Raw genomic sequence first — 25,059 nt, forward strand, 5'->3', positions numbered from 1 at the left:
TGCTTATTATAGTTTTCTCTATTTTTAAGTTAAGCGAATAATTTATTGGAATTAAATTAGCTACCTTTTCAAATACTATGGTAGATGAAGAATTACTAGCTTAAGATTATAATTTTACTAAAATAACATTCTGAAAGGAGACTTTTTTATGAAAACAGTTCACTACAATGTTTCTGGATTAGCTGGTTCTCAAAGCAAGACTAAGGTGAAAAACGCCTTAGATAAAATAGAAGGCATTCAAATGGTTGCAGTAGATTTGAGTAGAGGTTCTATAGAAATAGATTATAACGAACCTGCAAATCAAATGGAAATTGAAAGATGTATAAAAAATACTGGATATGACATAATAACTTAATGTAAAAAACTTTAGGCTATCCTTATATAAAATAAAAGTAGTAGTTACTAAAATTTCAGTAACTACTACTTTTGCTAAAACTCTTAAATATGACTAATAGTTAAAAATACTACCCTTTTTAGAAGCACTCATGTTGCCCTTAATGGAACTATGCTGGTCAATTAGAAGATATATTACAAATCCGCTGCAATATCAAAAATCTATAGCTATACCTATTCTCCTCATCAACTATTCCCTCTTCTTCCATAAGTATCTTCCACTTATTTTCCTCATATTTAGGAAAATAAGTATCCCCCTGAAACTCTTTATCTATTTTAGTTATATACATTTTCTCGGTAAAAGGAAGTAATAAAGCAAAAATTTCTCCTCCACCTATAACAAAATATTCTCTATTATCTTCTATTAATGGAGTTAACTCTTCTATACTGTTAATGACCGTTACTCTATTATCATTTATCCTAAAATTTTTATCTCTAGTAATGACAATGTGATGCCTGTCTGGCAATATTTTAGGAAGAGATTCAAAGGTTTTTCTGCCCATTATCATAGTTTTGGTCCCTTTTGTTGTAATTTCTTTAAATTTTTCTAGATCTTTTGGTAGGTACCAAGGCAGAGCATTATCTTTTCCTATAGTACTATTTTTGTCCATTGCTACTACGTAACTAAGCATTATTATCCTCTCCCTTACGTGAAACAGTTTACCCATTGTCCTTATTATACTCTGCCAGCAAATATAATACCACTATGTTACTTTAATTTCACATAATCTCATATAGATTAATTATTTAATTTAGCTTAAATCTCAATGCTGGCTTTGAATCTTGGTTATATATAAGGGTTAATTGAGGATCATCTTTAGGAACCTCAAATGTTAAAGTTCCATCAACCTCTCCTCCTGGTATTAATCTTCCTGAATCTAGTCTTCTATCGAAAGCATTTGTAGCTAAACCCTTGATCTGACCTTTAGAGTTTTGTATCTGGTAGTAGGCTTCATTGTAATCTATATTGCTGTCCTTACTTAGATTTCTTTCCTTCACTGTAACTATTACGAATTCGTCTCCAATCATAGGTTTGACATAATCATCACCTAGGCACTTTTGTACTTTATTTACTTTTACTGCTACATTGCCTGTTCTAGCTTCTTCCCCTACTTTGTAAACTCCAGAATTATTCCTGGGATTTATAGTCATCTTCCCACTTTCTAATGTGCCTAATGACTTAAACAAGTTACCTGTCATAGCATTTGAAAGACTTTCATCTGGATTTATAAGCCACATTTTTTTATCCTTACTTTTGCTTAATTTTATATCCACCTCACTAGTTGTCATAGGGATATTTCCTTCGTTAAGTCTTTTGCTATAATAGTCAATAATAGATTTATTTACTTTTTCCTGACTAATTTCCTCTCCTTTTGCTGCATTATTAAATATGGTTGGAAATAATTCTGTTACAAGTTCTCCACCTATACTATTCAAATCAGGAGCAGTAACTTTAGTTTTCACTATAGTTGTGTCACCGTGATTAGTAGAAGATAGTATCTGATAGGTTGTTTTTGTAAACACTTGTTTAGCTAACTTTTCATGCTCTGGTTTAGTAAATTTTAGCCCACCTTTGTCTATAGAAGTATTTCCATTTAAGTATTTTGAAGCTGTTTCTATATCAGACTTTTTTAATGCATCAAAAAACCCCTTTATAGTTGTATCCGGATTAGCAGAACATGCTGAAAGAGGAAATACAATTATAAAAACCATAGTAATATATAATAGTTTTTTAAATGCCTTTATCATTACTGTACCTTACCTTTCTAAAACTATAATTTGTTAATTATTATTTATCCGATGACTACCCACTCTAATACTCCCTCTTCTCCAAGAGGGAGTATTAGAGCGGCCGCGTCCCTGGATTCGTTCAACTAAGGAATCAGGTGGGTTTGAAAACCCACCTGATTCAAGTTTCACTTCATTAACTTATATTTTTGACAATAATGACAAATATTAATACAGCATCTAAAAATTTATATATTATATTACCAATACATTCTTACATCCGTTTTTCTCAGCGGCAAGCTTAAGTTCTTCCATCATTCCATCTGTAGGTTGAGTTGAATTTATCTTATCCAACCTAACTCCTAGAGGTCTATACTTTATAAGCTTGTATCTTATTTCAGGGTTTAATGATGCTATCAGTTTACTGATTTCATTTACGTTATTATAATTATCCAAAACATTAGGCACTACTACTGTTCTTACTTCATAAAGCTTATCAATGCTAGCAAGATATTTAGCGTTTTCTAATACAATATTATTGTCCTTTCCTGTAAGCATCTTGTGTTCTTCACTATCAAAGGACTTTATATCTAGCATAACCTTGTCCATAGACTCTGTAAGCTCTTTATTTTTTCTAAAATCCGTTGATCCATTTGTATCAACGAATACTGTAAGCCCAAGCTTTTTCACCTTATCAAATAAATCTACTAGAAATTCAGCCTGAAGAGTACACTCTCCCCCTGACACTGTTATTCCTGATATAAAAGGCTTAACCTTTATTATCTCCTTCAGTATTTCTCCTACACTCATTCTTTTTTGTTTTGGCCCACAGCTATTTTTACATACTCTTACACATCCATCACAATGTTTACATTTATCTTCATTCCATACTACTGTATTTCCTATCATGGATATAGCATCGAAGTTGCAGCTAAATAGGCATGTTCCACAATTTACACATCTTTTTATAGTTTCTGGATTGTGGCAATATAGACAGTCAAAATTACATCCTTGAAAAAAAATTGCTGTTCTATTTCCTGGTCCATCTACTGAACTAAATGGAATAATTTTATTTACAATACCTTTAAGCATTATTATTACCTTTCTATTTCAATATTTTCTACATAGCTAACTTGAAAATAACTACAATTCATTCCCCTTGATCTATAGAGTTTCTCTTACTTTTCTCTCTAATATTCTAGAGTTTTTAACTGCACCAAGACCTAAAACCACTGTATCCTGAAGCACCTGTTCTCCTCTATTTAGCTTTTCTATATCTGATTTCTTAACAAGATATCCAGTTATTCTTATCACGTCACTGTCAGAGGAATATAATGAGAAATATCTCATTCCCTCATTAAATGCACCTTTTATTATATCTAGAACTGCATCAGGATTGTTCTTCGCTGTAGCTTCAAATGGAAATATGTCACCAATACCTGAAGGAAAGTACTTATGAAATTTAGCACTTTGAAGTAGATGTGCATATAGTTGAGGTTCCTCTCCTATAGGTATTCTACATCCTGGGCTTGTTCCGTTATCCGTTTCAATACCTACCTGTGCATGAAGAAGAAAATGCCCTTTTGTTATTTCGCAGTACTTATTATTTCTACTATTAACAACTTGGTACATTTTATCTATAATTTGAAGACCTAAAGAATTGGCCTTCTCACTATGACCAAATCTATCCTCTTGCTCTACGGCACCTAAGAGACTATTTACGCATTCTGCCAATCCAAACATACCAAACATAGCAGTAAACCTATCCTTGTAAATTAGTTCTTCTTTTGCTAGGAAATTAGACTGGAAGAAACCACTTTCATCTACTATAAATCTTATTCTTTCATCCATATAATCTGCCATCTTTTTCATAGTATCTGGCAAAATTTCATTTAAGAAAACCTCTACACTAGATGCCTTTTTAGCTAAAGCAGCTAAGTTTAACCTAACTAAAGTATAACTTCCTCCTCCAATATAAAGTCCATTGTAACAACTAGCTATTGAGTAGTTATATGGTTTAAATTCTTCAGAAAACATCTCATGATTTGCAAAGCTTGGCTTAGCTGTAACTAAAGCTGTCTTTACAGCTTCTATTGCGAAATCCCTTGGTGTTTCTTTGCTGTATTTTAGTGTAATATTAGGTATGGCAGTTTGAAGTTCCCTTTGCACCTCTAATATTATCTTTCCTGCTTTACTTTCCTTATGCCCAATATTAGCATGGCAGAAGGAATCTGTAATAGTTCTATCTATATGAGTTAAAAACAATTTTATTGCCTTGTAAGCCTCTTTTTCATCTTCTACAAAAGGCTCTAATAACTCATCAATGTTTCCTATATATACAGGCATTGATGTTATAGAAGGGACATGCTTGTATAAAATTAAAAGGTTATTAACTGCCTCCCAAATATCTTCAGCAGGCTTTAATCCTAAAAACTCACTGCCCTGCTTCATAAACTTTTCATAATCTGGCACTATATATCTTGGTCTATAAGGTGCATTTCCCTCATTTAAATCACAAATTATTCCCTCTTCCCTTAGCTTTTGCACATCCTCGCTTATATTTAAAACCTGTAATGATGCTTCTGCTTCACGTGCAAGAGATAATACCTTTTGCTCATAAGTTAATACTGTATCTTTTATTATATTTAGGATGTTATTCAAATTTATCAACTCCTATTTATTTATTCGATTATATTTTATAACTATAGTGTTCTTTTTGCAAACCGTTTCTTTTTCCAATTCTAAGTCTAGGAATTTTCATAGTAACTATCTATAAAACTATATTTTTCAGTTCTAAATAATACCCTTATACTGAAGCTTATATAAATTACTATAAAATCCTTCTCTCTGCATTAGCTCCTGATGAGAACCTATTTCCACAATCTGGCCTTTATCTAGTACTATAATTTTATCTACATTTCTTACGGTAGACAGTCTATGAGCAATTCTAATACTAGTCCTGCCATTCATCAACTTTTCCACTACTTGATGTATAGTTGCTTCCGTTTCTGTATCAATATTTGAGGTAGCCTCATCCATAACCAATATAGCCGGATTATGTACTAAAGCCCTTGCAAAGGATAAAAGCTGTCTTTGTCCCATAGAAAATTCAACTCCTTTTTCTTTAACCTGATGCTTATAGCCCTCGGAAAGATTTTCTATAAAATAACCTGCATTTACATACTCTGCCGCCTTTTTCACATCATCTAGAGAGATATCTTCACTATATAATCTTATATTTGTTTCTATATCTCCCGCAAATAAAAATACATCCTGAAGAATCAATCCTATGTTTTTCCTTAAATCTTCCTTTTTTATATTTTTTATACTTATGCCATCAATTAATATTTCTCCCCTTTGATGCTGATAAAATCCACAGATTAAATTTATTATACTGGTCTTACCGGCTCCAGTAGTTCCAACAAAAGCTGCAGATTGCCCCTTTCCAATATTAAAGGAAATATCTTTAAGCACCCAGTTTGTACCTTCATAAGCAAACCATACATTTCTAAACTGAATTTCTCCTTTAACTTTACTCAATTTTTCTTCTTTCTGTGGTTGTTTTTCTGTTTCTTCATCTAATAAATCGAAAATTTTTTCTGCAGAAATCATGGAACTTTGATAAGTATTATACTGGTCTGTAAGCTCTATAATTGGCTGAAACAATCTATTTATGTAATTTATAAAGGCATAAAGAGTTCCAACTTCTATTGTGCCCTTAACTAGAGCTGTACCTCCATAAAGTAAAATTAGAGCAAGGGATAGGGTTTTAACTACGTCCATAAAGGGTCTAAATACACCAAAAAGTACAATTTGTTTCAAACTGGAATCGTAAAAATCCTTATTAATATTGTTGAACTCTTCATATTTTTTATTCTCCATATTAAATATCTGAATTATTTTCATACCTGGTACATTTTCCGATATGAAGCTGTTAATAAGAGCAAGCTTAGCTCTTATTTCTCTAAAGACTGACTTCGCTCTTTTTTTGAAGGAAAGGGTAGCTAAAAACATTAGCGGAGTTACTAAAAGACATATCACTGTAAGTGTAGAGTTCAAGTTTATCATAACAACAATTATCCCTGACATTATAAATACATTCTGAAGAAAACCAATTCCCACATCTGTAAACATATCATTTAGGGAATCTGTATCATTTGTAACTCTAGTTACAATCTTTCCTACAGGGTTTTTATCAAAATAAGCCACAGGGAGCTTTTGCAGATGATTAAATATATCCTCTCTTAACCTCATTATAATTTTTTTCCCTGTGCTTTGTAGAATATAAGCTTGAAAATAACTTAGAATAAACTCCAAAAGCATTAGTGAGAAATAAACAAAGGCTAAAATCTTTATACTATTAATGGCACTATTCACAGGTATAGACTTATCCAAACCTCTCTTTATATAGCTATCTATAGCAACTTTTATTATGTAAGGTCTAGCAAGACTTGCAGCAGATACTATAAGAATTAGTATCAATGATAATAAAAATCCCTTCCAGTGGGGCAATATATACTTCATAAGTCTTTTGGTCATTTTAGAATTATTTTTTTTAACAACTTTTTCACTATCAGCTGTGTTATATTCTAATCTTCTAGAATTTTTTCTCATGCTATCACCCTGCCCCCTTAGGTATGTTAATTACTTTCCTCTAAAATCTGTTTTTTGTACATCTCGTAATATAGTCCGCCTAATTCTATAAGGTCATTGTGGGTTCCTCTTTCTGCAATAGAACCTTCATCTAACAGGACTATTTCATCTGCATATTTTATAGTTGAAATTCTATGAGAAATTATTAGACAGCTGCAGTTTTTCATAATATCTTTAAGTTCTTTTAATATTTTACTCTCCGTACTTGTATCCACTGCAGATAGACAATCATCCAGAATAAGTATAGATGGATTTCCTATTATTGCTCTAGCAATAGAAATTCTCTGTTTTTGTCCTCCAGATATATTTACTCCCCTCTCGCCTAGCACCGTATTGAATCCATCTGGAAAATCCAGAATGCTTTGGTATATCTGACTTATCTTTGCTGCCTCTTTTATCTCTTCCATACTATATTCCTTTTCTGAAAAAGCAATGTTATCTTTAATGGATTGAGAAAAAAGGAAATTATCTTGTGGTACATATCCTATAGAGCTTCTCAGAGTCTTTAGGGGAATTTCTGTAATATCTGTACCATCAATTAAAAGCTGTCCTTTTTCCAGAGGATTATAAAGTCTTAATACTAGGTTCGCCAAGGTAGATTTGCCACTACCAACCTTCCCCACTACCGCCGTTATCTTACCCTTCTTTAGAGATAAATTTATATCTTTAAGAACAGGCTTCTGTTCATTACTATATCGAAAAGTAAGATTTTTAAAATCAACTGTTCCTTCTAACTTAAAGTCTTCTCTTTTAATTTTATAATTCACTGCATTCTCTTTAATGCTGTCAAAGACTTCAGACTTTTCGCCAAAAAGCTTTTCAATTCTTTCCATAGAAGCCCTTCCCTTTTGAATTACATTGACTATAGAACCTATAAACCTAATAGGCCTAACTAAAACACCTATATAACTATTTAATGCAATGAAATCTCCTAAGGTTATTTCGCCTTTTAGCACCAAAGTGGAGCCGTACACCAATACAATTAAATATGAAGCTGATGTCAGGAATTCAGTTAAAGGATAAAAAGCTCCCCAGGTTTTAACTAATTTCATGTTAATTTCATAGTTTGCTCTATTCACCTTTTTGAAATTTTCTATTTCCTCCTTCTCCTGCACAAAGGCCTTTATTACTCTTATCCCTGAAATATTTTCCTGAACCTTAGTAGTAAGATTACCAAAGGATTCCTGGACCATCTTAAATCTCTTGTTTATAATTATACCAAAATTACCTGCTATTAATATTAATAAAGGAAATGGTAAAAAGGCTATTAATGTGAGCTTAATGCTTATGGTGTTCCCCATAGTAACAAGACTTAAAATTAGTAAAAATAATGTATCTATTATTAAGTTGACTCCTCTTCCTAATGCCATTCTTACCGCGGAGACATCATTTACAGAAAGAGCCATAATATCTCCTGTAGTATTTTTATTAAAAAACCTAGTAGAAAGCTTTTCCAAATGATTAAAGATATGATTTCTCGTTTGATATTGAAATAGCAATGATGCACCCATAATTTGAAGCCTTGTTAGATAGTTTAATCCAAAGATAGCCGCTGCAACAGCTACTACTAGCGATGAGTACATGACAACTCCTCCTGTGCCAATACTGCCAATTTGAACACTGTCTATGAGTTTTCCTGTAATTTTAGGTATAGTTACTTGGAGTACATTTATAAGGAGAAGAGCTATAGCTCCTTTCACATATCGCTTTTTGTTCTCGTATAAAAAAGATTTAATTTTTCCTGTCAATAAAATCACCAACCAATTTGTTTCTTTAATTATAATGATACAACATAATTTATATAGCTTAAATAAAAATAACAAAAAAGAGCCTTTAATTATTTTAGTAAAAGCTCTTTTTTACTGAGTAACATTTTAAACATAGACATTTATAACATGGAACTAAATGTAAACTTTCTATCACATTCTGCACATTGAAAATATATTTCATTCTTCTCAACATCTTTGCATACTTTAAAAATTTCGCCTCCGCATTGCCTGCAAATGGTTGGAACATTTTGATTCATCTCTCTATCATATTTTTCACAGGTTCTACATTCTGTACATATTAGAACAACTTTAAGCCTTTGTACACTTATTTTAAACCTATTTCCTACGCAACCTTCTTTTTTACATACTACAGTATTTACCATATTAAATCCCTCCTACTTTTACATATTCAGAAGGATAGAACTTTATGCATAAAACCCTACTTATACCTTAGTTTTTGATATCTTCCTCAAGTCTATTTTTAGATGCATTATCCTTTTTTACTCTATATAAGCCTAGATTCTCAGAACCATAAGACATCATAAGATCTAAATTTTCCTTTATACTTCTTCCAAGCATCCTTTCTTCCTTGTCCTTACTTTCCACAGTGCGTCACCTCCAATAAGTACTTTATTGTAAATTGTTGTTTCACTAATATTATATGTTATTATAATTGCTATTAATGAAGTATTTTATGGCAACAGCAAGTTTCTACGAATTTAATAAGCACCTAGAGATACCTAGGTGCTCACTATAACTATTTTGGAAAATTAGTACTGTATTGCCACTGTAGTCCCTGTAGTAAAACATACTCCATCTTCCATAATATTTTAACACTACTCTTAATAAAGGTATTATCTATTAAAATTTCTTTTTTATAATTATTGACTCTTTTTAACTTTTAATTCAATAAAGTCGTTAATTAAATTATTATCTTCTTACCATATAATTGTTAAATCTAAAAGCCCCGCAGGATTATCCTACGGGGAGTATAATAAACTACCTTATATCATTATCCTAGCTAGCATCCCTTAACAAATTCTATAGTTCCGCCTGCTTGTTTTAAGGAATTTACAATAGAATCTAGTGCAGCACTGCTGGAATTACCTCCTAACAGTGGAATTCTAATTACCAAACTTATGCCTCTAGGTGAGGATATTTCTAAAAGATTTGCTAGTCTAATTATTGTTCCTGGTGGTATTTCAATACAAATTAAAGTTCCTCTTTGCTCACAAGGTCCTTGAGTATTATGGCCTTGATGTCCTTGGCATCCACCTATTCCTGTTAAATCCATCATCACGTTCACCTCCTTAGTCTTTACACTAATATAATATTAAATTCCTTAAAAACTGTTACTAGAATTAGTCTAAATTATCTGCTAATGAGAATTTTTTATTATTTAGCGAATATATTTATTCTAGGAGGTGGTGTTCCTTTGAACATAGCATTGGTTACTACGGTAGGAATATTAGGACTAATACTCTGCCTTTCAACAGTAGGTTTGCTAATATACAGCTTGATACAATTTATACAGCTCTCAAACCTAGCCATTAAAGCTTTAAATATATATATCGAAAAGAATGATAAAAACACCTCGTAAATATTACGTACCTATATAATTCTATTAAATTTTATCATTAGAAAAAGTCAGATAGTAGATGACCTATCTGACTTTTTCCTGCTTAATCATATGTTATTTTAAACCTTGCTCATAAGCTTCAACCATTTTTTTAACCATGTTTCCACCTATTGATCCAGCTTCTCTTGCTGTAAGATCTCCATTATATCCTTCTTTTAAGTTTACTCCTACCTCTCTAGCAGATTCCATCTTAAATTGATCTAATCCTGCCTTTGCCTGTGGTACTAATACTCTATTTCCTCTATTTGCCATAAGTTAATTCCTCCTTTTAATTTCTTTTTATTAATTTTGTTTATCCTTTGTTGTACTTAAATTATATGTAATTTTCAAGTTATTACTCTATTAAATTAAATGAAAAATCTCCAGGTGTTATCAGTATTGACACATTATATCTAATTTCATTGTAAATTATGGCGTAAAAAAAGCTTTTGGACACAATTCCAAAAGCATTCTTCTTTATCTTCTTACTATAGCATCTGTCATAACAGCTGCTCTATAATTTTCTTTTACATCATGAACTCTTACAAAATCACAACTTTTTATAATTCCTATAACGGTGGTAGCAACAGTTCCTTCAACTCTCTGATCTACTGGAAGGTCTAGAGTGTTGCCAATGATTCTCTTTCTGGATGTTCCTAGCAGCACAGGATATCCTAATGTAGAAAGTTCCTCTAAATGATTCATAACCTCTAGGTTTTGTTCATGTGTTTTACCAAAACCTATTCCTGGATCTGTCATAATATTTTCTGGCTTAACGCCTGCTTTTAAAGCAATATCTATACTTTCTCTTAAATCATTTAATACATCTTCCATAAGGTTATTATAATCGGTATTATCTCGGTTATGCATTAGACAGCAAGGAACATCATATTTTGCTGCTACTTCTGCTATATATGAGTCCTTTTTAAATCCCCATATATCATTTATTAATGAAGCTCCTGCCTTTATTGCTTCTTCTGCTACTGCCCCTTTGTAGGTGTCAATAGAAATAGGTACATCAATCTCTTTTACCAAAGCTTTTATTATGGGAACAATTCTACTTATTTCTTCTTCTGTAGAGACTTGTGTATGTCCAGGTCTTGTAGATTCTCCGCCTACGTCAATAATATCTGCTCCTTCTTCTATCATTTCCTTTGCATGTCTTATTGCTAAATCAAAGTTATTAAATTTTCCTCCGTCAGAAAATGAGTCTGGAGTGACATTAAGTATACCCATGACATAAGTTTTTTTGCCGATTTGAAAGTCTTTCTTTCCAATTTTCATTATTTTTGTCATCTCTCTTCTGGTTTTTTCTGTAGCAAATAATTAAGCTAACTACCAGAACTCCCCCCTTTTTGTTGTTCTTATAAGCTTTAATATCATAGTAGGAATGCACTATTTTACTTATTTTTTTGTTTCTATGCAATCCATAATGCCTACAGCTTGTTCATAATTTCTTCTTATTACTTCTATAATACCACTATTTCTCATAATCTTTCCACAAACTTTTGTAACACTCATTACTCCCATAAGGCTATTAGTTAAAAAAACCTCATCTGCTTCCTCTAAATCCTCTTTAGTAAATTGACCTTCTGTTACATCATAATTACTTACTATGAAATTTCTTATAGTACCATTAAGTAACCCACAGTCTACAGAGGGTGTATAAATTTTTTTATTTTTTATAAAAAAAACATTAGATATACTTCCTTCTGCTAGTTTTCCATTAGTATTAAAAAATAATACCTCGTTATATCCTTCTTTAATACAATTTTCATGTTCTAAAATATTTTCTAAGTAATTTAAAGACTTTAAATAGGTAAGCCTTGAAAAAGGATTTCTTTTTATAGAACTTATGTTGACGTTAAATCCTTTTTTATATTGTTCTTCACTGTAATTATTTTTTCTTGTACTATAAATTGTGTTCTTTTCTGTAACAACTAGCTTTAATACAGAGTTTCTGCAATTTAGCTTTTCCACAGCATCTAGAACTTGTTCTGGACTTACTTTTTTATCTATTCCTATAATTTTAAGACCCTTATTTATCCTATCTAGATGCTCTTTAAGAAAAATAGGTTTTTCTGTCACTAGCATAGTCTCAAAAAGTCCTCTTCCGAAATAAAGCCCAGTATCAATATTTACTTTGTTCTCCCTTACCATCTCTCCGTTTAAAACAATCATTTCTATTCCCCTTAGAGTTATGCTAATTTTTCCTTTAGTTCTTCTAATTCAGATAAAGCTCCCATTTTTGCATAAAATTCTATTTTTTTCTCTACTAAGTTTTGTTTTTCATCCATAGAACTTACTTCTCCAACATTTTTTAAGAATTCAAATAGTTCCTCTTTTTCATTCTCAAGTATATTAATCCTTCCACTGATATATTTTAAAATCTCATCCATCTCTCTCATTTTTCTCGCTCTCCTTTAATCAATAAATTTTATTTTAATTTGTTAATAGTTTATATCTTCTTAAAAATTAAAAATTAATAGATTTATTTAAATAACCAAGAGAATATTATAGTACTCTCATGAGAGCTTTTGCCTTATCTATAGTTTCTTCATATTCAGCTTCCTTTATTGACTCCCATGTAATTCCTCCACCTACTCCAAAATAAGCTTTTCCATCCTTCATCAAAATAGTTCTTATAACTATATTTAAATCTGCATTTCCGTCAAAACCTAAGTAACCTATAGCTCCTGTATATATATTTCTTCTTGTTTCTTCTAATTCCTCAATAATCTCCATTGACCTAATCTTTGGTGCACCAGTTATGGAACCTCCGGGAAAACATGCTTTTATGCAATCTAAAGCAGTATACTTATCTTTAAGCTCTCCCACTACCGTTGATACTAAGTGAAAGACTGTACTATACTGCTCCAATTTAAACAGTTCTGTAACCTTTACAGAATTAGGTTTACATACTTTACTTAAATCATTTCTCTCTAAATCCACAATCATTAAGAGTTCTGCCTTATCCTTTTCACTATTCATTAGTTCAACTTTATTTTTTAAATCCTCCTCATTATTTTTGCCTCTAGGTCTTGTTCCCTTTATTGGTCTTGTTTCAACCATATTATTTCTGACCTCTAAAAATCTTTCCGGTGATGAAGATACTATGCTAAAATCTTCAACATTTATAAAAGCAGCAAAAGGAGCAGGATTTATGTGTCTTAAATCTCTATAAACTTCATATGGAGATCTTCTAGTTTCACAGGAAAATCTTTGAGTTAAATTTGTTATATAAATATCTCCGTTTCTTATATATTGTCTAACCTTCTCTACAGTATCTATATATTCATCTTCCTCAAAATTAGAATAAAACTTAGTAGTCCTTTCCTGTAAGTCTACATACTTAACCCTTTTTCCTGCCAAAATTCTACCTTTTATATCATTTATACTTTCATTTTTTTCTTTTAGTATCCCTACTGCAGTGATATAGGTTTTCTTTTGTAAATTATCTACTATAACGACGTTATCATAGAAATAAAAATAACAGTCCGGTATTTTTATTTCCTCTTTTGACATACTAGGAATCCTTTCAATGCTCCTTCCTAAATCATAAGAAAAGTAACCCATAGCTCCAGCTATATAAGGAAGTCCTGTATCATTATCTACCTTATACTTGCTAATTAGCTTTTTAAGCTCCTCAAAAGGTTCTCCTTCAATTCTTTCATTATCTATAGTACAAATCTTATTCTTATATTTAAATATAGAAAAAGGATTTAATCCTATAAAGGAATATCTCCCCAATCCTTCATAATCCATTCCACTATCTAAAAGAGTAACTGTTTTATCCTCTTTAAATAAAGAGTAAATATCAAAGCCATCTAATTCAGTTTTTATTTCTTCAATTAAAGCCTTCATGCATTTCCTCCCAATTTTTTCACTCTTTTGTAATATTTATAATTCCACTTTCATACTATTGAATTCCTTAGCCTCTTCTAAAAAGTTCCTCAACATTTCATGACCAAATTCGGTGAGTTCTGCTTCTGGGTGAAATTGTACTCCTTCAACTAAGTACCTATTATGTCTAAATGCCATTATAACTCCATCGGAAGTTTCTCCGGTTACTACAAGACAACTTGGAAGAGTTTTCTTATCTACTATTAAGGAGTGATATCTAGTTACCTTTACAGGATTTTTTAGTCCATTAAATACTCCTTTATTGCTATGGTAAACATCGAAAATTTTTCCATGTACAGGTTCCTTTCCCTTGACTATTTTTGCTCCAAAGGCATAACCTATGCTTTGATGTCCAAGACATATTCCTAGTATAGGAATTTTACCGCTAAACTCCTTAATCACATCTACGCAAATTCCTGATTGTTCTGGCGACTTAGGTCCTGGTGAAATTATAATTCCCTCTGGATTCATTCTCCCTATATCTTCTAGGGTTACTTCATCATTTCTCACTATCTTAACATCTTCTTTTAGTTCTTCTAAGTATCTCACAAGGTTGTACACAAAAGAATCATAATTGTCAATCATAAGAAACATTAACTTTCACTCCTTACCCCTACCTTTGTAATTACATATGTTTATAAAATTTTACTAAAACTTATAGCAATAAAAATTATACAATTAAAATAACCACTAGTAAAATCGTTTCCAAAATATTGTTTAAATACATTATATCATCTTATCTGTATTATTGTTATAAATTTTCTAACAATTATAACAATATATATGTGAATTTTTAGTTTTATCTAGATAATTTTATAAAACCAAATTATTTGCAATGATATAAATTAAATAATTTGAAATTATTTAATAAAAAAAAGAGAATAACTAATAGCTATTCCCTCCTAATTTGACCTGTTCCCTATTCTTAAATCTTTGATGCCTTAATAGATGCAGACATGATATATTCTCCAACTTTAAGATTATGTCCCCACTTTTCCGCATATTCCTTTGATACTTCACTAGTTTCTATACTTATATCACTGAATCCTGCCTTTTCCAAGAACGCCTTTAACTCTTCAACTGAAGATGCACCGGTAACTCAGCCGCAGTAAAGCTTTTCATCCTGCTTCATTTCTTCTGTAAGTTCTTTCATAAGTACTATATCAGAAATAGCAATTCTTCCTCTTTTCTTTAATACACGATAGGCTTCATTATACACTCTTTGTTTATTAGGAGATAAATTTATGACACAATTAGATATAATTACATCTGCTGTATTATCTGCTACAGGAAGATTTTCAATTTCTCCCAATCTAAAGTCTACATTTTTGTATCTATTTTTTCTAGCTAAAATTCTTGCCTTAGTTATCATTTCTGGAGTCATATCTACACCAATTATGTACCCATTAATTCCAACCTTTTTTGAGGCTAAAAAGCAATCAAAGCCGCCTCCACTTCCTAGATCTATAACTGTTTCCCCTTCTTTTATATCAGCTAGTAACTGAGGATTTCCACAGCCAAGCCCCATATTTGCACCTTCTGGAGCCATCTCTATTTCCTCGTTAGAATATCCTATCTTGCGAGATATTTCCACTGAAGAATTCTTTAAAGAAAGACTATCGCCACAGCATCCAGATTTTTTTACATTAGCTACAGCTATCTTTTTATAGCTGTCACGAACTACATTTCTAATGTCTATTTTTTTCAAGTCACTCATTCTATACTCCTCCTTAGCTTTTCTATAATTATATTATAACCTAATTAAAGTTTTCTGCCATTACTAACTTACTGTCATAACTTGGAGCAAACTTAGCTTTATATTGCTTATCTTTAAAATATAGCTTTTAAAATATCATCCATATAAAAATAAGCTATGTGCCTTTAACACATAGCTTTGCTTTGCATACTTGTCTATTTAAAATCCTTTTCAAACTCATCTATTGAATCCTTTAATAAAGTTACGCTGTACGCCATAGATGGACCTCCACCGAAACCTACAGCTACCATAGCTGCTTCCATTATTTCTTCTCTTGTTGCACCAGCTTTTAGAGCATTATAAGTATGAACAACTATACAGTATTCACATCTATTATATGCAGCAATTCCTATACTTATAAGCTCTTTTGTCTTCACATCAACTACACCTGATGCTCCAGTAACTCCTGCAAGATTCATAAAAGCACTTACTTGTTCTCCATTAGTTTTTGCTACTTCATTCATACCTGACATAAAATCATTAAGTATTTCTCTTGGGTTCTTTGCCATAGTAAATTCCTCCTTAATTCCCGCGATAGTAATTCCAAGTATAACAACTGCTTCTATATATTTCAATATTTATAAGAAAAGGTTATGAACATACTGGTTATTATAACAAAATATTATCTTTTCCTTTCATTATGTCAATTAAGTAGGGATATATTTACAAATTTCAAGTTATGCTATATGATTATAGTATAAATGTTGTCGAAAGGGGTTAACAAACATGGAAAACTGTTTAATTGCGGCAGAAACCTATTATAAAGATTTAGATGAGTATAAAAGCGATGTTGATACTGTTATACAATACATGATTTCTAAAAAGGAAAGATTAGTCTTTGCTGTGGTTGCAGAAAAATCTGGTGTAACACGGTTTGTAGTAAGAAAATATCCTGAGTTAAGGAATTATATACTAACAAGAATGGTATATTATAAAGAACTACAGGTAATAAATCAAAAAATAGATAGAGCAACTAACAATTTAATAAAATCAAATAAAAGATTAACCTTTATGTCTATAGTTAAAAAGTGTAGATATAATTTAGAGATTATATACGAAAATCCATATATTAAAGATAGAATTCGAGAAATCTTGGTTCAAAACAGTGGTAGATATACACCCTCTAACTCCAGGATGGAATTATAATTATTAGTAAAAAACCTAGCCTGAAATAGTAAAAGATCAAAGCCATAAAAAACTTATAACTTTGATCTTTATCAAACCTATATAACTGCATTTGTATAATGCTACTTCTGCTTCTTTAGCATAACTTGAAATCTTCGCCCTTAATAGATTTAAACCTAAAATGATGAAAAAATAAACTATAAGTAGTCTTCTACCTATAGTCTATTTTTATTAAAACACTTATTTTGAAATATCCTTTATTAGACTTTTAATATCTACATTTTTAGTAAGCATTCCATTTTCCTTTAAAAATTGCTGAGTTTTTTCTAATTCTTCAATATCCTTAGCTGTAATACTAGGGTTAAAATCATACCAGCTATACATATCTATAACCTTATCTACGGAAAGACCTGTTTCTTCAGATGCTAACTTATAGGTTTCCTGTTGATTACTTTTCATAAATTCCAAACTCTTATTATGGACACTCATATATGTTTTTGCTATTTCAGGATGTTTTTCTAATAATTCTCCTCTGGCTGCTATTACAATAGTTGCATCTAGTATACCCTCTCCTGTAGTTATAACTCGTGCACCCTTTTCTATAGCTTGAGGTACTGCTGGTCCTGCTACTAGCGCTGCATCTGCACTACCTGACATCATAGCAGAAACTCCTTGGGGTATTCCCATATTTATAAACTGCACATCTTCCACCTTAAGGCTTTCCTTATTAAGTGCTCCTAGCAGCAGCTGATGAAGTATTGTACCCTTTGGCCCAACAACCTTCTTACCTTTTAAATCTGATAATGTTTTTATTGAAGGATCCTTAACCATTATAGTAAATGCCTTTGGCGCTCTGCTATACATACCTATAATTTTAATATTTACCCCATTAGCAGCAGCTAAGATAACAGAAGTCGCCCCTATTGCATTACAAAAATCTAATGAACCAGCTGCAACAGCCTCTGTCATCTTAGAGCCTTCTGTAATTTCATGATAAGTAACCTTAATATCCTTCCTAGAAAATTCTTCTTCAAACATATTTTTCTTTTTTTCAATAATAGAAGGTACATTTAATGGTGCCTTTACATAAGAAATATTTACATTGCTCACTTTATCTGAGGTCTCTTTATTATTTGATGTACTAGCTGTACCTTGGGACTTATTACAACCTGTAAAAGTTGTAGTAGTTATCAAAATACAACTAAAAATTATTCCTAACTTTTTTAAAATCTTCACTGTTGCTCTTCCCTTCTAAAATCTTAAATCTCGTTCTCCCTTTTCTATCCTTGCAAGCTTTTCTATAGTTTCTTTTCTAACTCTTTCATCTGGAATATCCATTAAATTCTTCTCTATAGTTTCTGCTCCAACAGCAAGTAATTCTTCATCTGCGTAGTCTATTAAATATTCTTTAAAGGTCAATAATGCATTAGGCAAACAGAAATTGTGAATAGTGCCGCTCTTTGCAAACTCCATAAATCTGTCACCAGTTCTTCCTGCTCTATAACAAGCTGTACAGTAGCTTGGAACATAACCAGATTTGCAAAGATTTTTAAGAATTTCAGCCGGCGTACGGTGGTCCGCTACTTCAAATTGAGGTTTTTCATCTGAATGTTTTAGCGCGTTGCTTTCTGCATAACTTCCTACTCCCACGCAGGAGCCAGCACTTATCTGTGATATACCTACAGATATAACCTTGTCTCTAAAATTTGCTTCCTCTCTAGTTGAAAGAATCATTCCAGTATAAGGGACTGCTAATCTTAAAACTGCTACTATTTTTATAAACTGCTCATCAGTGATTAGGTGAGGAAATTCTTTAAAATCTACTCCATCTGCAGCTCTTAATCTTGGCATAGATATAGTATGAGGGCCAACTCCTGTTGCTTTTTCCAAGTGTTCGGCATGCATAAGCATTGCTACTGTATCATACTGATGATCGTATAGACCGTATAGCACGCCAATTCCTACATCATCAATTCCGGCAGCCCTTGCTCTGTGCATAGCAGTAGTATGCCAATTGTAGTTATGTTTTGGTCCTACTGGGTGTAACTTTTCATAAGTTTCTTTATTATAGGTTTCTTGGAAAAGCGTATATGTTCCTATTTCTGCATCTTTTAACCTCTTATAGTCCTCTACAGTAGTAGCTGCAATATTAATATTTATACGTCTTATACTGCCATTTTTAAATTTCATAGAGTAAATAGTTTTAATACAATCGATTATATAATCTAGAGAACAGTTAACAGGATCTTCCCCTGCCTCTAACACTATTCTCTTATGTCCTAATGCCTCTATATACTCTACCTCTTGCTTTATCTCATCCATAGTCAATTTTCTTCTTGGGAAATCCTTATTAGTGCACTTATATCCACAATATTTACAGCCATTAACACAATAGTCGCTTACATAAAGTGGTGCAAATAAAACTATTCTATTTCCATAGATAGTCTCCTTTACCTTTCTCGCAGCTCTAAACATTTCCTCTAATATTTCTTTATCTTCAATATTTAGTAATACTGCTGCTTCTCTATGTGTAAGACCTTTACATGCCTTCGCCTTTTCTATAAGTCCTACTACATATTCTTTATCCTTGACTTTTTCTTTTCCTTCTTCTATAGATTCTCTTATTTCAGAATCTATAATGAACTCTTCTGCTAAAAATTCTTTCATCATTTTACCCCCCAATTTCTTCTAGCTTGGAATGGAGAATCAGAAACTTAAAACTATAGAAAAACTGTAATCTTAATTCTTTATTCCCTATTCTCAATTTTATTTAAAATAAATTACTTAACAAACTGTATAATAACTTTCTACAAACCTGTGGCTATGTACTTAAAAGCTGATCCATTATTTGTTCCCTTAGTCTTATAAACTCCAAAGAAGCAGCATCTCTATAATAGCCCAAAGACACAGGAATTTCACTTAAGATACTCCCTTTGTCTAACACCACTACCTTCTGCCCCAAATAAATGGCTTCTTCTACATCATGTGTTACAAAAATTATAGTTTTATTATTTTCTCTGAATATATTTATAAATTCATTTTGTAGTTTTCTCCTATTAAAGGCATCTAAAGCTCCTAATGGTTCATCCATTAAAATTACTTCAGGATCATAACAAAGAGTTCTTCCCAAGGCTACCCTCTGTGCCATGCCTCCTGAAATTTGAGCTGGGTAAGCATCCTTGAAACTTTCCAATCCCAACATATCTAAGTATTTATGAACTATATAATAAACTTCTTCTTTATCTCTATTTTTAGTAAGAGGAAAGGCCATGTTTTGTTCTACAGTTAGCCAAGGCATAAGTCTAGGTTCCTGAAAAACAATACCTACTCTTTTAGCTCTATCTAGTTCCCTTATTGTTTGTCCAAAATTAATTTCCCCCTCTGTTTGCTGCTCTAATCCACATATTATTTTAAGGAGGGTTGTCTTTCCGCAGCCACTTTTACCAACTATTGATGTGAAACTTCCCTCTTTTATAGATAGATTTACATTGTTAAGGGCCTTTACTTCCCTTCCTTTTATATTAAAATTCTTGGATAGATTCCTTATTATCAGTGCCTCCATACTCAACCTCTTTTCCATGATAAATTACAAGTTTATTTGTAAGCTTTAAGCAGATATAGTCAACAGCATAGCCTAAAATTCCTATAGAAAAAATTCCTACTATAATAATATCTGGTCTGGACAGTTGCTCTGCATCCATTATCATGTATCCTATACCTGAAGATGCTGCAATAAGTTCTGCCCCCATTAAAGCTCTCCAACTGTAACCAAGTCCTAGCTGTATTCCGGTTAATATATATGGAACTGCTTGAGGAAATATTATCTTAAAAAACTTATCTCTACTGCTAAAATTAAATACTTCTCCTACTTCTAAAAGCTTTCTGTCATAATTAGTAATGCCAGTTAACGTACTTGAAAACACGGGAAAAAAGGTAGCAAGAAAAATAACTGCCAATTTGGAGGTTTCTCCAATGCCAAACCACAATATTAACATAGGAATAACAGCCATTGGTGGAATATGTCTATTAAATTCTAAAAAAGGTTCCAAATAGTCCATAGTTTTTTTATTCATTCCTACGAAAATAGCAAAAGGAAAAGCTATTGCAAAGGTTATTATAAAGCCTAAAAACACTCTGTAAAAACTAACCATCAAATGCTTAAGCAAAATACCGCTTTTTAATAATTCATAAGCAGTACTTGCTACAGCCAACGGCTTTGGTATTATATAATCATTAAAAATATGTAAAACAGAGCCTGTCCACCATATTATTAAAATAAATATCGGTATAATCATTCCCCTTATCGTCTTCATCTAAAGTCCCCTTCATTATTTCAGAAAATAAAAAACTTTCCCTAAATTATACTTTAGGGAAAGTCAGATTTCTACCCAATTTTATAGATATAAATACCTATTTATTGTGTGTACTCTAATTTCCCTTCAGATCAGATATTTCCTTTCTGTTAGGTTTTACTCAAAACACATTGAATTTATCTGCTAATCCAACATTTTAGAAATTTCTAAAAATATCCGATTTCACAAATAATTAGGTTATACTTTAATTCTATCACCATATTTGCATTTGTCAACTTTTTTCCAACAATTGCAACTTAGAGAATTTTATTACACATATTGTTCTCCATCTTTATTTTCATAACCACTTTCGTTATAGGCCCTTTTTTCTATAGTTTGTTTTATTTGATTTTTTGAAAATTGATTTTGATCTTTAAAGCCCTTTTGTTTAAAGTTTCTTTTATCTCCAACTTTCATAATATAAAACACCTCCACTTTATCATCTTGTACATTGTTTATGCTTTCCTACAGTAAAATTTATTATACTTGCATATATTAACTACCGTTTTTACGTTATAGCAGATTTGAAAATCCATTATTTTCAATCCATTATACATATTTTTTTATAAGTATGGCTATAATTACCTTAATGGCATTACAAAATCTTGATTAAGGTGGAATGTAAATGAACGGTGATAAACAAGATAATCCAAAAAATAGTGGTGAGTATTTTATCGACGACTTTATATATCCTGGCGCTAAAAAAATTAAAATTAGCTTAAATGATTTAAATGTAGTATACTCTTCCACTGCTCATGCTTTAGGAAGTGCTGAATCCCTTCTTTCTAAAATCATTGAAGGACATGTTCATCATAGTGAACATGTTGCTGTATTAAAAAGGAGAATATCAGTATATAGTACAGTGTTATCATTATGCAGAAATGCATTGGATAAAGATGAAGATATAGAACTAAACCTTAAAGCCTTTGATTTAAAGCTTTTGATTCAGATGTTAGAATATGAATTAAAACTAACTCAGGCCTTTAAGAAGTTATCTTCCTTCAATATAGAAAACTTAAACAAGGAGTATAGTAGACTAAAAAAGGTTTATACTGAACTTTCTGTAATCTATGAAAATTCAATACCTCACTAATATTAAAATACGACATAACTTAGGATAATCATATCTAAGTTTATGCCGTATTTTAATATTTAGTAGTCCCAAGGATACTTTTCATCTGGTTTGCTCTTAGCAGCCTTCTTCTGGTCTTTTTTATTATTGCTTAGGACTGTGTCAAAATCTAGCTTTTCCCCTTTTAGATCTTTGTTATCTGACCTAATTCCACTTTTCATAAATTTCACCTCACTTTTGGAAAGCATATTTTCACCTTAGATTTAACTAACAGCATTACCATAGTTCTAAATTTACTTTGATAATAAATATAATACTATTTCACTTTATATTATTTGCAAAGTATTAAAAAACATGAAAATTCACAAGTATTTTTTTAAATCGTTTTTCTTAATAACCTGTCCAACTGTGGTATACAGTGGCTTGGAAGTATTTCCTTGATTTATTTCTATTATAGATGTCGAATACTACTAATAATAATCTTGATTTAAGTCAAGGAGGACCCAAAGATGAGACGAAAAAGAAGGCATAAAAAAAGATATCTAAAAAAAATAATCTTTCTCACAATCATATTTATAACAATAGCCGGCTTAGGAAGTTTTTTATATGTTAACTATCAGTTAGATAAAATAAAAATTAACCCTATTACTAGAGAAGAAAATAACTCAGAGAGTTTATCCAATGATGAATACGGCTCCTATACTAAAAAGAACATAGAAAAAGATTCTTCCAAGCTCTATGATGAACAAAGTAAAACAAATAACTCAATAGTTAATATAGCATTATTCGGAGTAGACTCTAGAAGTAGCAAGTCAGATCCTCCTCATTCAGATTGTATAATAATTGCTACTATCGATTATAAGCATAATAAAATTAAATTGTCTTCAATAATGCGGGATACTTATGTTGCAGTAACTGGTCATAACCAAACTAAAATTACTGAGGCATATACCTATGGAGGACCAAAATTAGCCTTAGACACAATTAATTATAATTTTGACTTAAATATTAAAGACTATGTAACTGTAGATTTTAATGGAATGACAAAAATCATTGATAGTTTAGGAGGCATTGACGTTGACGTAAAAAAATACGAACTAAGAGAGCTTAACAGATGTATTGCTGAAACTGGAGAAATCGAAAAAAAAGGTTATTCCCTTGTTAAAACATCTGGACTCCAAACATTAGATGGTATTCAAACTGTTGCCTATGCAAGAATACGGAAGGTTGGAGATGGCGATTTTGAAAGAACAGAAAGGCAGCGTCTAATTTTAAACCAAATAATAAGCAAGATGAAAACAGTATCCCCTGGAAAATATCCATATATAGTTTCTGAGCTTTTACCATCGGTGGAAACAAGTCTCGATAAGTCAGAGATACTGGCTGTAGGAGGGAAATTTATTTTTTCTGGTATTTCTAATTTAGAACAACAAAGATTTCCTGTAGATGGTTATTGTAAAGGAGAAGTAGTAGATGACATATGGTATCTTGTACCTAAACCAAGCTTAAGTACAACTAAAGAGCAAATATATAATTATATTTTTCAAGATATAAAACCACTTCCTAAAGATCCACTATTCTAAATATATTTATCATAATAACTTAGAGCCATTGTCATTTTTCTTGCGTAGAGAGAAGAATACTAATGGCTCTATTACAATTAATTATGGAATAAAATTCATTTTATATTGATATTCCCTGTCTTTGGTGATAATATTGTTTTACAGGTGTATATACACCTGTAAAACAATATGTATATCGAGCGGGGGAATAGTAATGGAAATCAATCTAAATGAAGAAATCATAAAGTTAAAAAAAGAGAAAAATGCCATAATTTTAGCTCATTATTATCAAAGACCTGAAATTCAAGATATAGCTGATGCTGTTGGAGACTCCTATTATCTAAGCAAAATGGCAAGAGAATGTAGTGAAAATTTAATAGTTTTTTGTGGGGTAAGATTTATGGCTGAAAGCGCGAAAATCTTATCACCAGAAAAAATAGTTCTTCTTCCTGCTGCAGATGCTGGTTGTCCTATGGCTGACATGGCAGCAGCTGAAGAAGTTAAAATTTTAAAAGAAAAGCATCCTCATGCAAAGGTTGTTTGTTACATAAATTCTTCTGCTGAGGTAAAGTCTCTATCTGATGTATGCTGCACTTCTTCTAATGCATTAAAAATTATAAATAGTATAGAGGAAAAGGAAATAATATTTCTACCGGATAAGAACCTAGGTGAACATATAGCAGAGCAAATTCCTGATAAAGAATTTATACTATGGGATGGATTCTGTATAACTCATAAAAAAGTTAAAGCTGAAGCATTAGAAAAAGCTAGAAGTCTACATAAGGATATACTAATTGCAGCCCACCCTGAATGTGAAAAACCTGTACGAGCTGCTGCAGATTTTATAGGAAGTACTGGTGAAATTATCAACTTTGTAAGTACAAGCTCTAATAGCAAGTTTCTTATTGTAACGGAGGAAGGTGTTCTTCATGAGATAAAAAGAAAAAATCCTGAAAAGAAATTTTATCTTCCAGGAGGCGGTATGAGCTGTATAAATATGAAAAAAACCTATTTAAAAGATGTATATAATAGTCTATTGAATATGGAAAATAAGATAGAAATAAATGAAGAGATAAGAAAAAAAGCTTATGTATCACTAGCTAACATGCATGAGCTTGGGAGGTAATA

The 25,059-nt window shown here is 31.4% G+C and carries 29 protein-coding genes; 6 read left to right on the forward strand and 23 right to left on the reverse strand.

The annotated features are described in order from the left end of the window. Window positions 1-148 precede the first annotated feature (148 nt). Window positions 149-355, forward strand: coding sequence for a heavy-metal-associated domain-containing protein (locus P8V03_RS07035; protein ID WP_261672800.1), 207 nt, complete (start codon window positions 149-151; stop codon window positions 353-355). 157 nt (window positions 356-512) lie between these two features. Here P8V03_RS07035 and P8V03_RS07040 read toward each other — a convergent pair whose 3' ends face one another. The 9 genes from P8V03_RS07040 to P8V03_RS07080 all read right to left on the reverse strand — a co-directional run bounded on the left by P8V03_RS07040 (window position 513) and on the right by P8V03_RS07080 (window position 9,840). Then, window positions 513-1,025: a dihydrofolate reductase gene (locus P8V03_RS07040; RefSeq protein ID WP_318797545.1), complete on the reverse strand. Its 513-nt coding sequence runs from the start codon at window positions 1,023-1,025 to the stop codon at window positions 513-515. A 115-nt stretch (window positions 1,026-1,140) separates the two neighbouring features. Then, window positions 1,141-2,142, reverse strand: a complete 1,002-nt coding sequence (locus P8V03_RS07045; protein ID WP_318797546.1) for a DUF4352 domain-containing protein — start codon at window positions 2,140-2,142, stop codon at window positions 1,141-1,143. Between the two features lie 234 nt (window positions 2,143-2,376). After that, window positions 2,377-3,213 carry a YjjW family glycine radical enzyme activase gene (locus tag P8V03_RS07050; protein WP_318797548.1) on the reverse strand — a complete coding sequence of 279 codons (837 nt, stop codon included), beginning with the start codon at window positions 3,211-3,213 and terminating at the stop codon, window positions 2,377-2,379. 72 nt (window positions 3,214-3,285) lie between these two features. Then, complete coding sequence (locus P8V03_RS07055; RefSeq protein ID WP_318797551.1) at window positions 3,286-4,782, reverse strand: YjjI family glycine radical enzyme; 1,497 nt, start codon at window positions 4,780-4,782, stop codon at window positions 3,286-3,288. A 132-nt stretch (window positions 4,783-4,914) separates the two neighbouring features. Next, complete coding sequence (locus tag P8V03_RS07060; RefSeq protein WP_318797553.1) at window positions 4,915-6,735, reverse strand: ABC transporter ATP-binding protein; 1,821 nt, start codon at window positions 6,733-6,735, stop codon at window positions 4,915-4,917. A 26-nt stretch (window positions 6,736-6,761) separates the two neighbouring features. Next, a complete protein-coding gene (locus P8V03_RS07065; RefSeq protein ID WP_318797555.1) occupies window positions 6,762-8,522 on the reverse strand; it encodes an ABC transporter ATP-binding protein in 1,761 nt (586 codons plus the stop codon). Window positions 8,523-8,662: 140 nt separating this feature from the next. Beyond that, complete coding sequence (locus tag P8V03_RS07070) at window positions 8,663-8,926, reverse strand: hypothetical protein (protein ID WP_261672808.1); 264 nt, start codon at window positions 8,924-8,926, stop codon at window positions 8,663-8,665. Between the two features lie 67 nt (window positions 8,927-8,993). Then, window positions 8,994-9,149: a hypothetical protein gene (locus P8V03_RS07075; RefSeq protein WP_318797557.1), complete on the reverse strand. Its 156-nt coding sequence runs from the start codon at window positions 9,147-9,149 to the stop codon at window positions 8,994-8,996. 415 nt (window positions 9,150-9,564) lie between these two features. Next, a complete protein-coding gene (locus tag P8V03_RS07080) occupies window positions 9,565-9,840 on the reverse strand; it encodes a hypothetical protein (RefSeq protein WP_261672810.1) in 276 nt (91 codons plus the stop codon). Window positions 9,841-9,978: 138 nt separating this feature from the next. Between P8V03_RS07080 and P8V03_RS07085 the strand changes: the two genes are divergently transcribed. Further along, the gene (locus P8V03_RS07085; protein WP_261672811.1) at window positions 9,979-10,143 is read left to right on the forward strand and encodes a hypothetical protein; all 165 of its coding nucleotides are present in this window, start codon (window positions 9,979-9,981) and stop codon (window positions 10,141-10,143) included. A gap of 93 nt (window positions 10,144-10,236) precedes the next feature. Here the strand turns inward: P8V03_RS07085 and P8V03_RS07090 are convergent, their stop codons facing one another. The 8 genes from P8V03_RS07090 to P8V03_RS07125 form a co-directional block, all read right to left on the reverse strand. Then, window positions 10,237-10,434, reverse strand: a complete 198-nt coding sequence (locus P8V03_RS07090; RefSeq protein ID WP_318797560.1) for an alpha/beta-type small acid-soluble spore protein — start codon at window positions 10,432-10,434, stop codon at window positions 10,237-10,239. A gap of 204 nt (window positions 10,435-10,638) precedes the next feature. Continuing rightward, window positions 10,639-11,445 carry a dihydropteroate synthase gene (gene folP, locus P8V03_RS07095; RefSeq protein ID WP_318797562.1) on the reverse strand — a complete coding sequence of 269 codons (807 nt, stop codon included), beginning with the start codon at window positions 11,443-11,445 and terminating at the stop codon, window positions 10,639-10,641. Window positions 11,446-11,565: 120 nt separating this feature from the next. Then, entirely contained in the window at window positions 11,566-12,342 is a 777-nt protein-coding gene (locus P8V03_RS07100) for an aminotransferase class IV (protein WP_318797564.1), read from the reverse strand. Window positions 12,343-12,359: 17 nt separating this feature from the next. Continuing rightward, a complete protein-coding gene (locus P8V03_RS07105; protein WP_261672815.1) occupies window positions 12,360-12,569 on the reverse strand; it encodes a hypothetical protein in 210 nt (69 codons plus the stop codon). Window positions 12,570-12,675: 106 nt separating this feature from the next. Then, a complete protein-coding gene (gene pabB, locus P8V03_RS07110; protein ID WP_318797566.1) occupies window positions 12,676-14,025 on the reverse strand; it encodes an aminodeoxychorismate synthase component I in 1,350 nt (449 codons plus the stop codon). Window positions 14,026-14,061: 36 nt separating this feature from the next. After that, window positions 14,062-14,658: an anthranilate synthase component II gene (locus P8V03_RS07115; RefSeq protein ID WP_318797568.1), complete on the reverse strand. Its 597-nt coding sequence runs from the start codon at window positions 14,656-14,658 to the stop codon at window positions 14,062-14,064. Window positions 14,659-14,989: 331 nt separating this feature from the next. Beyond that, complete coding sequence (arsM, locus tag P8V03_RS07120) at window positions 14,990-15,781, reverse strand: arsenite methyltransferase (RefSeq protein ID WP_318797570.1); 792 nt, start codon at window positions 15,779-15,781, stop codon at window positions 14,990-14,992. A 194-nt stretch (window positions 15,782-15,975) separates the two neighbouring features. Then, window positions 15,976-16,329, reverse strand: coding sequence for a carboxymuconolactone decarboxylase family protein (locus P8V03_RS07125; protein WP_318797572.1), 354 nt, complete (start codon window positions 16,327-16,329; stop codon window positions 15,976-15,978). Window positions 16,330-16,546: 217 nt separating this feature from the next. Here P8V03_RS07125 and P8V03_RS07130 point away from each other — a divergent pair, with 217 nt between their 5' ends. Then, a complete protein-coding gene (locus P8V03_RS07130) occupies window positions 16,547-16,966 on the forward strand; it encodes a hypothetical protein (protein WP_261672820.1) in 420 nt (139 codons plus the stop codon). Window positions 16,967-17,185: 219 nt separating this feature from the next. On the opposite strand, the gene P8V03_RS07135 is transcribed toward P8V03_RS07130, so the two are convergent. The 5 genes from P8V03_RS07135 to P8V03_RS07155 all read right to left on the reverse strand — a co-directional run bounded on the left by P8V03_RS07135 (window position 17,186) and on the right by P8V03_RS07155 (window position 21,714). After that, window positions 17,186-18,181: an ABC transporter substrate-binding protein gene (locus P8V03_RS07135; RefSeq protein ID WP_318797575.1), complete on the reverse strand. Its 996-nt coding sequence runs from the start codon at window positions 18,179-18,181 to the stop codon at window positions 17,186-17,188. Window positions 18,182-18,196: 15 nt separating this feature from the next. Then, the gene (hydG, locus tag P8V03_RS07140) at window positions 18,197-19,612 is read right to left on the reverse strand and encodes a [FeFe] hydrogenase H-cluster radical SAM maturase HydG (RefSeq protein ID WP_428978966.1); all 1,416 of its coding nucleotides are present in this window, start codon (window positions 19,610-19,612) and stop codon (window positions 18,197-18,199) included. A 154-nt stretch (window positions 19,613-19,766) separates the two neighbouring features. Continuing rightward, window positions 19,767-20,507 (reverse strand): ABC transporter ATP-binding protein, encoded by a 741-nt coding sequence (locus P8V03_RS07145; protein ID WP_318797580.1) that lies wholly within the window; start codon window positions 20,505-20,507, stop codon window positions 19,767-19,769. Then, a complete protein-coding gene (locus tag P8V03_RS07150; protein WP_318797583.1) occupies window positions 20,467-21,258 on the reverse strand; it encodes an ABC transporter permease in 792 nt (263 codons plus the stop codon). Before P8V03_RS07150 ends, P8V03_RS07145 begins: the two co-directional genes overlap by 41 nt. Window positions 21,259-21,567: 309 nt before the next feature. Next, entirely contained in the window at window positions 21,568-21,714 is a 147-nt protein-coding gene (locus P8V03_RS07155) for a hypothetical protein (protein WP_261672825.1), read from the reverse strand. Between the two features lie 208 nt (window positions 21,715-21,922). Here P8V03_RS07155 and P8V03_RS07160 point away from each other — a divergent pair, with 208 nt between their 5' ends. Further along, entirely contained in the window at window positions 21,923-22,390 is a 468-nt protein-coding gene (locus P8V03_RS07160; protein ID WP_318797586.1) for a hypothetical protein, read from the forward strand. A gap of 59 nt (window positions 22,391-22,449) precedes the next feature. Here P8V03_RS07160 and P8V03_RS07165 read toward each other — a convergent pair whose 3' ends face one another. Then, window positions 22,450-22,590: a hypothetical protein gene (locus tag P8V03_RS07165; RefSeq protein ID WP_318797589.1), complete on the reverse strand. Its 141-nt coding sequence runs from the start codon at window positions 22,588-22,590 to the stop codon at window positions 22,450-22,452. A gap of 288 nt (window positions 22,591-22,878) precedes the next feature. On the opposite strand from P8V03_RS07165, the gene P8V03_RS07170 reads away from it, so the two are divergent. Beyond that, entirely contained in the window at window positions 22,879-23,952 is a 1,074-nt protein-coding gene (locus P8V03_RS07170; protein WP_318797592.1) for an LCP family protein, read from the forward strand. A 193-nt stretch (window positions 23,953-24,145) separates the two neighbouring features. Beyond that, on the forward strand, window positions 24,146-25,057 hold the full coding sequence (gene nadA, locus P8V03_RS07175; protein WP_428978967.1) for a quinolinate synthase NadA: 912 nt from the start codon (window positions 24,146-24,148) through the stop codon (window positions 25,055-25,057). Window positions 25,058-25,059 lie beyond the last annotated feature (2 nt).

It is taken from the genome of Clostridium tanneri, from assembly GCF_033659955.1.
GTDB classification, from domain to species: Bacteria; Bacillota; Clostridia; order Clostridiales; family Clostridiaceae; genus Clostridium_AM; species Clostridium_AM tanneri.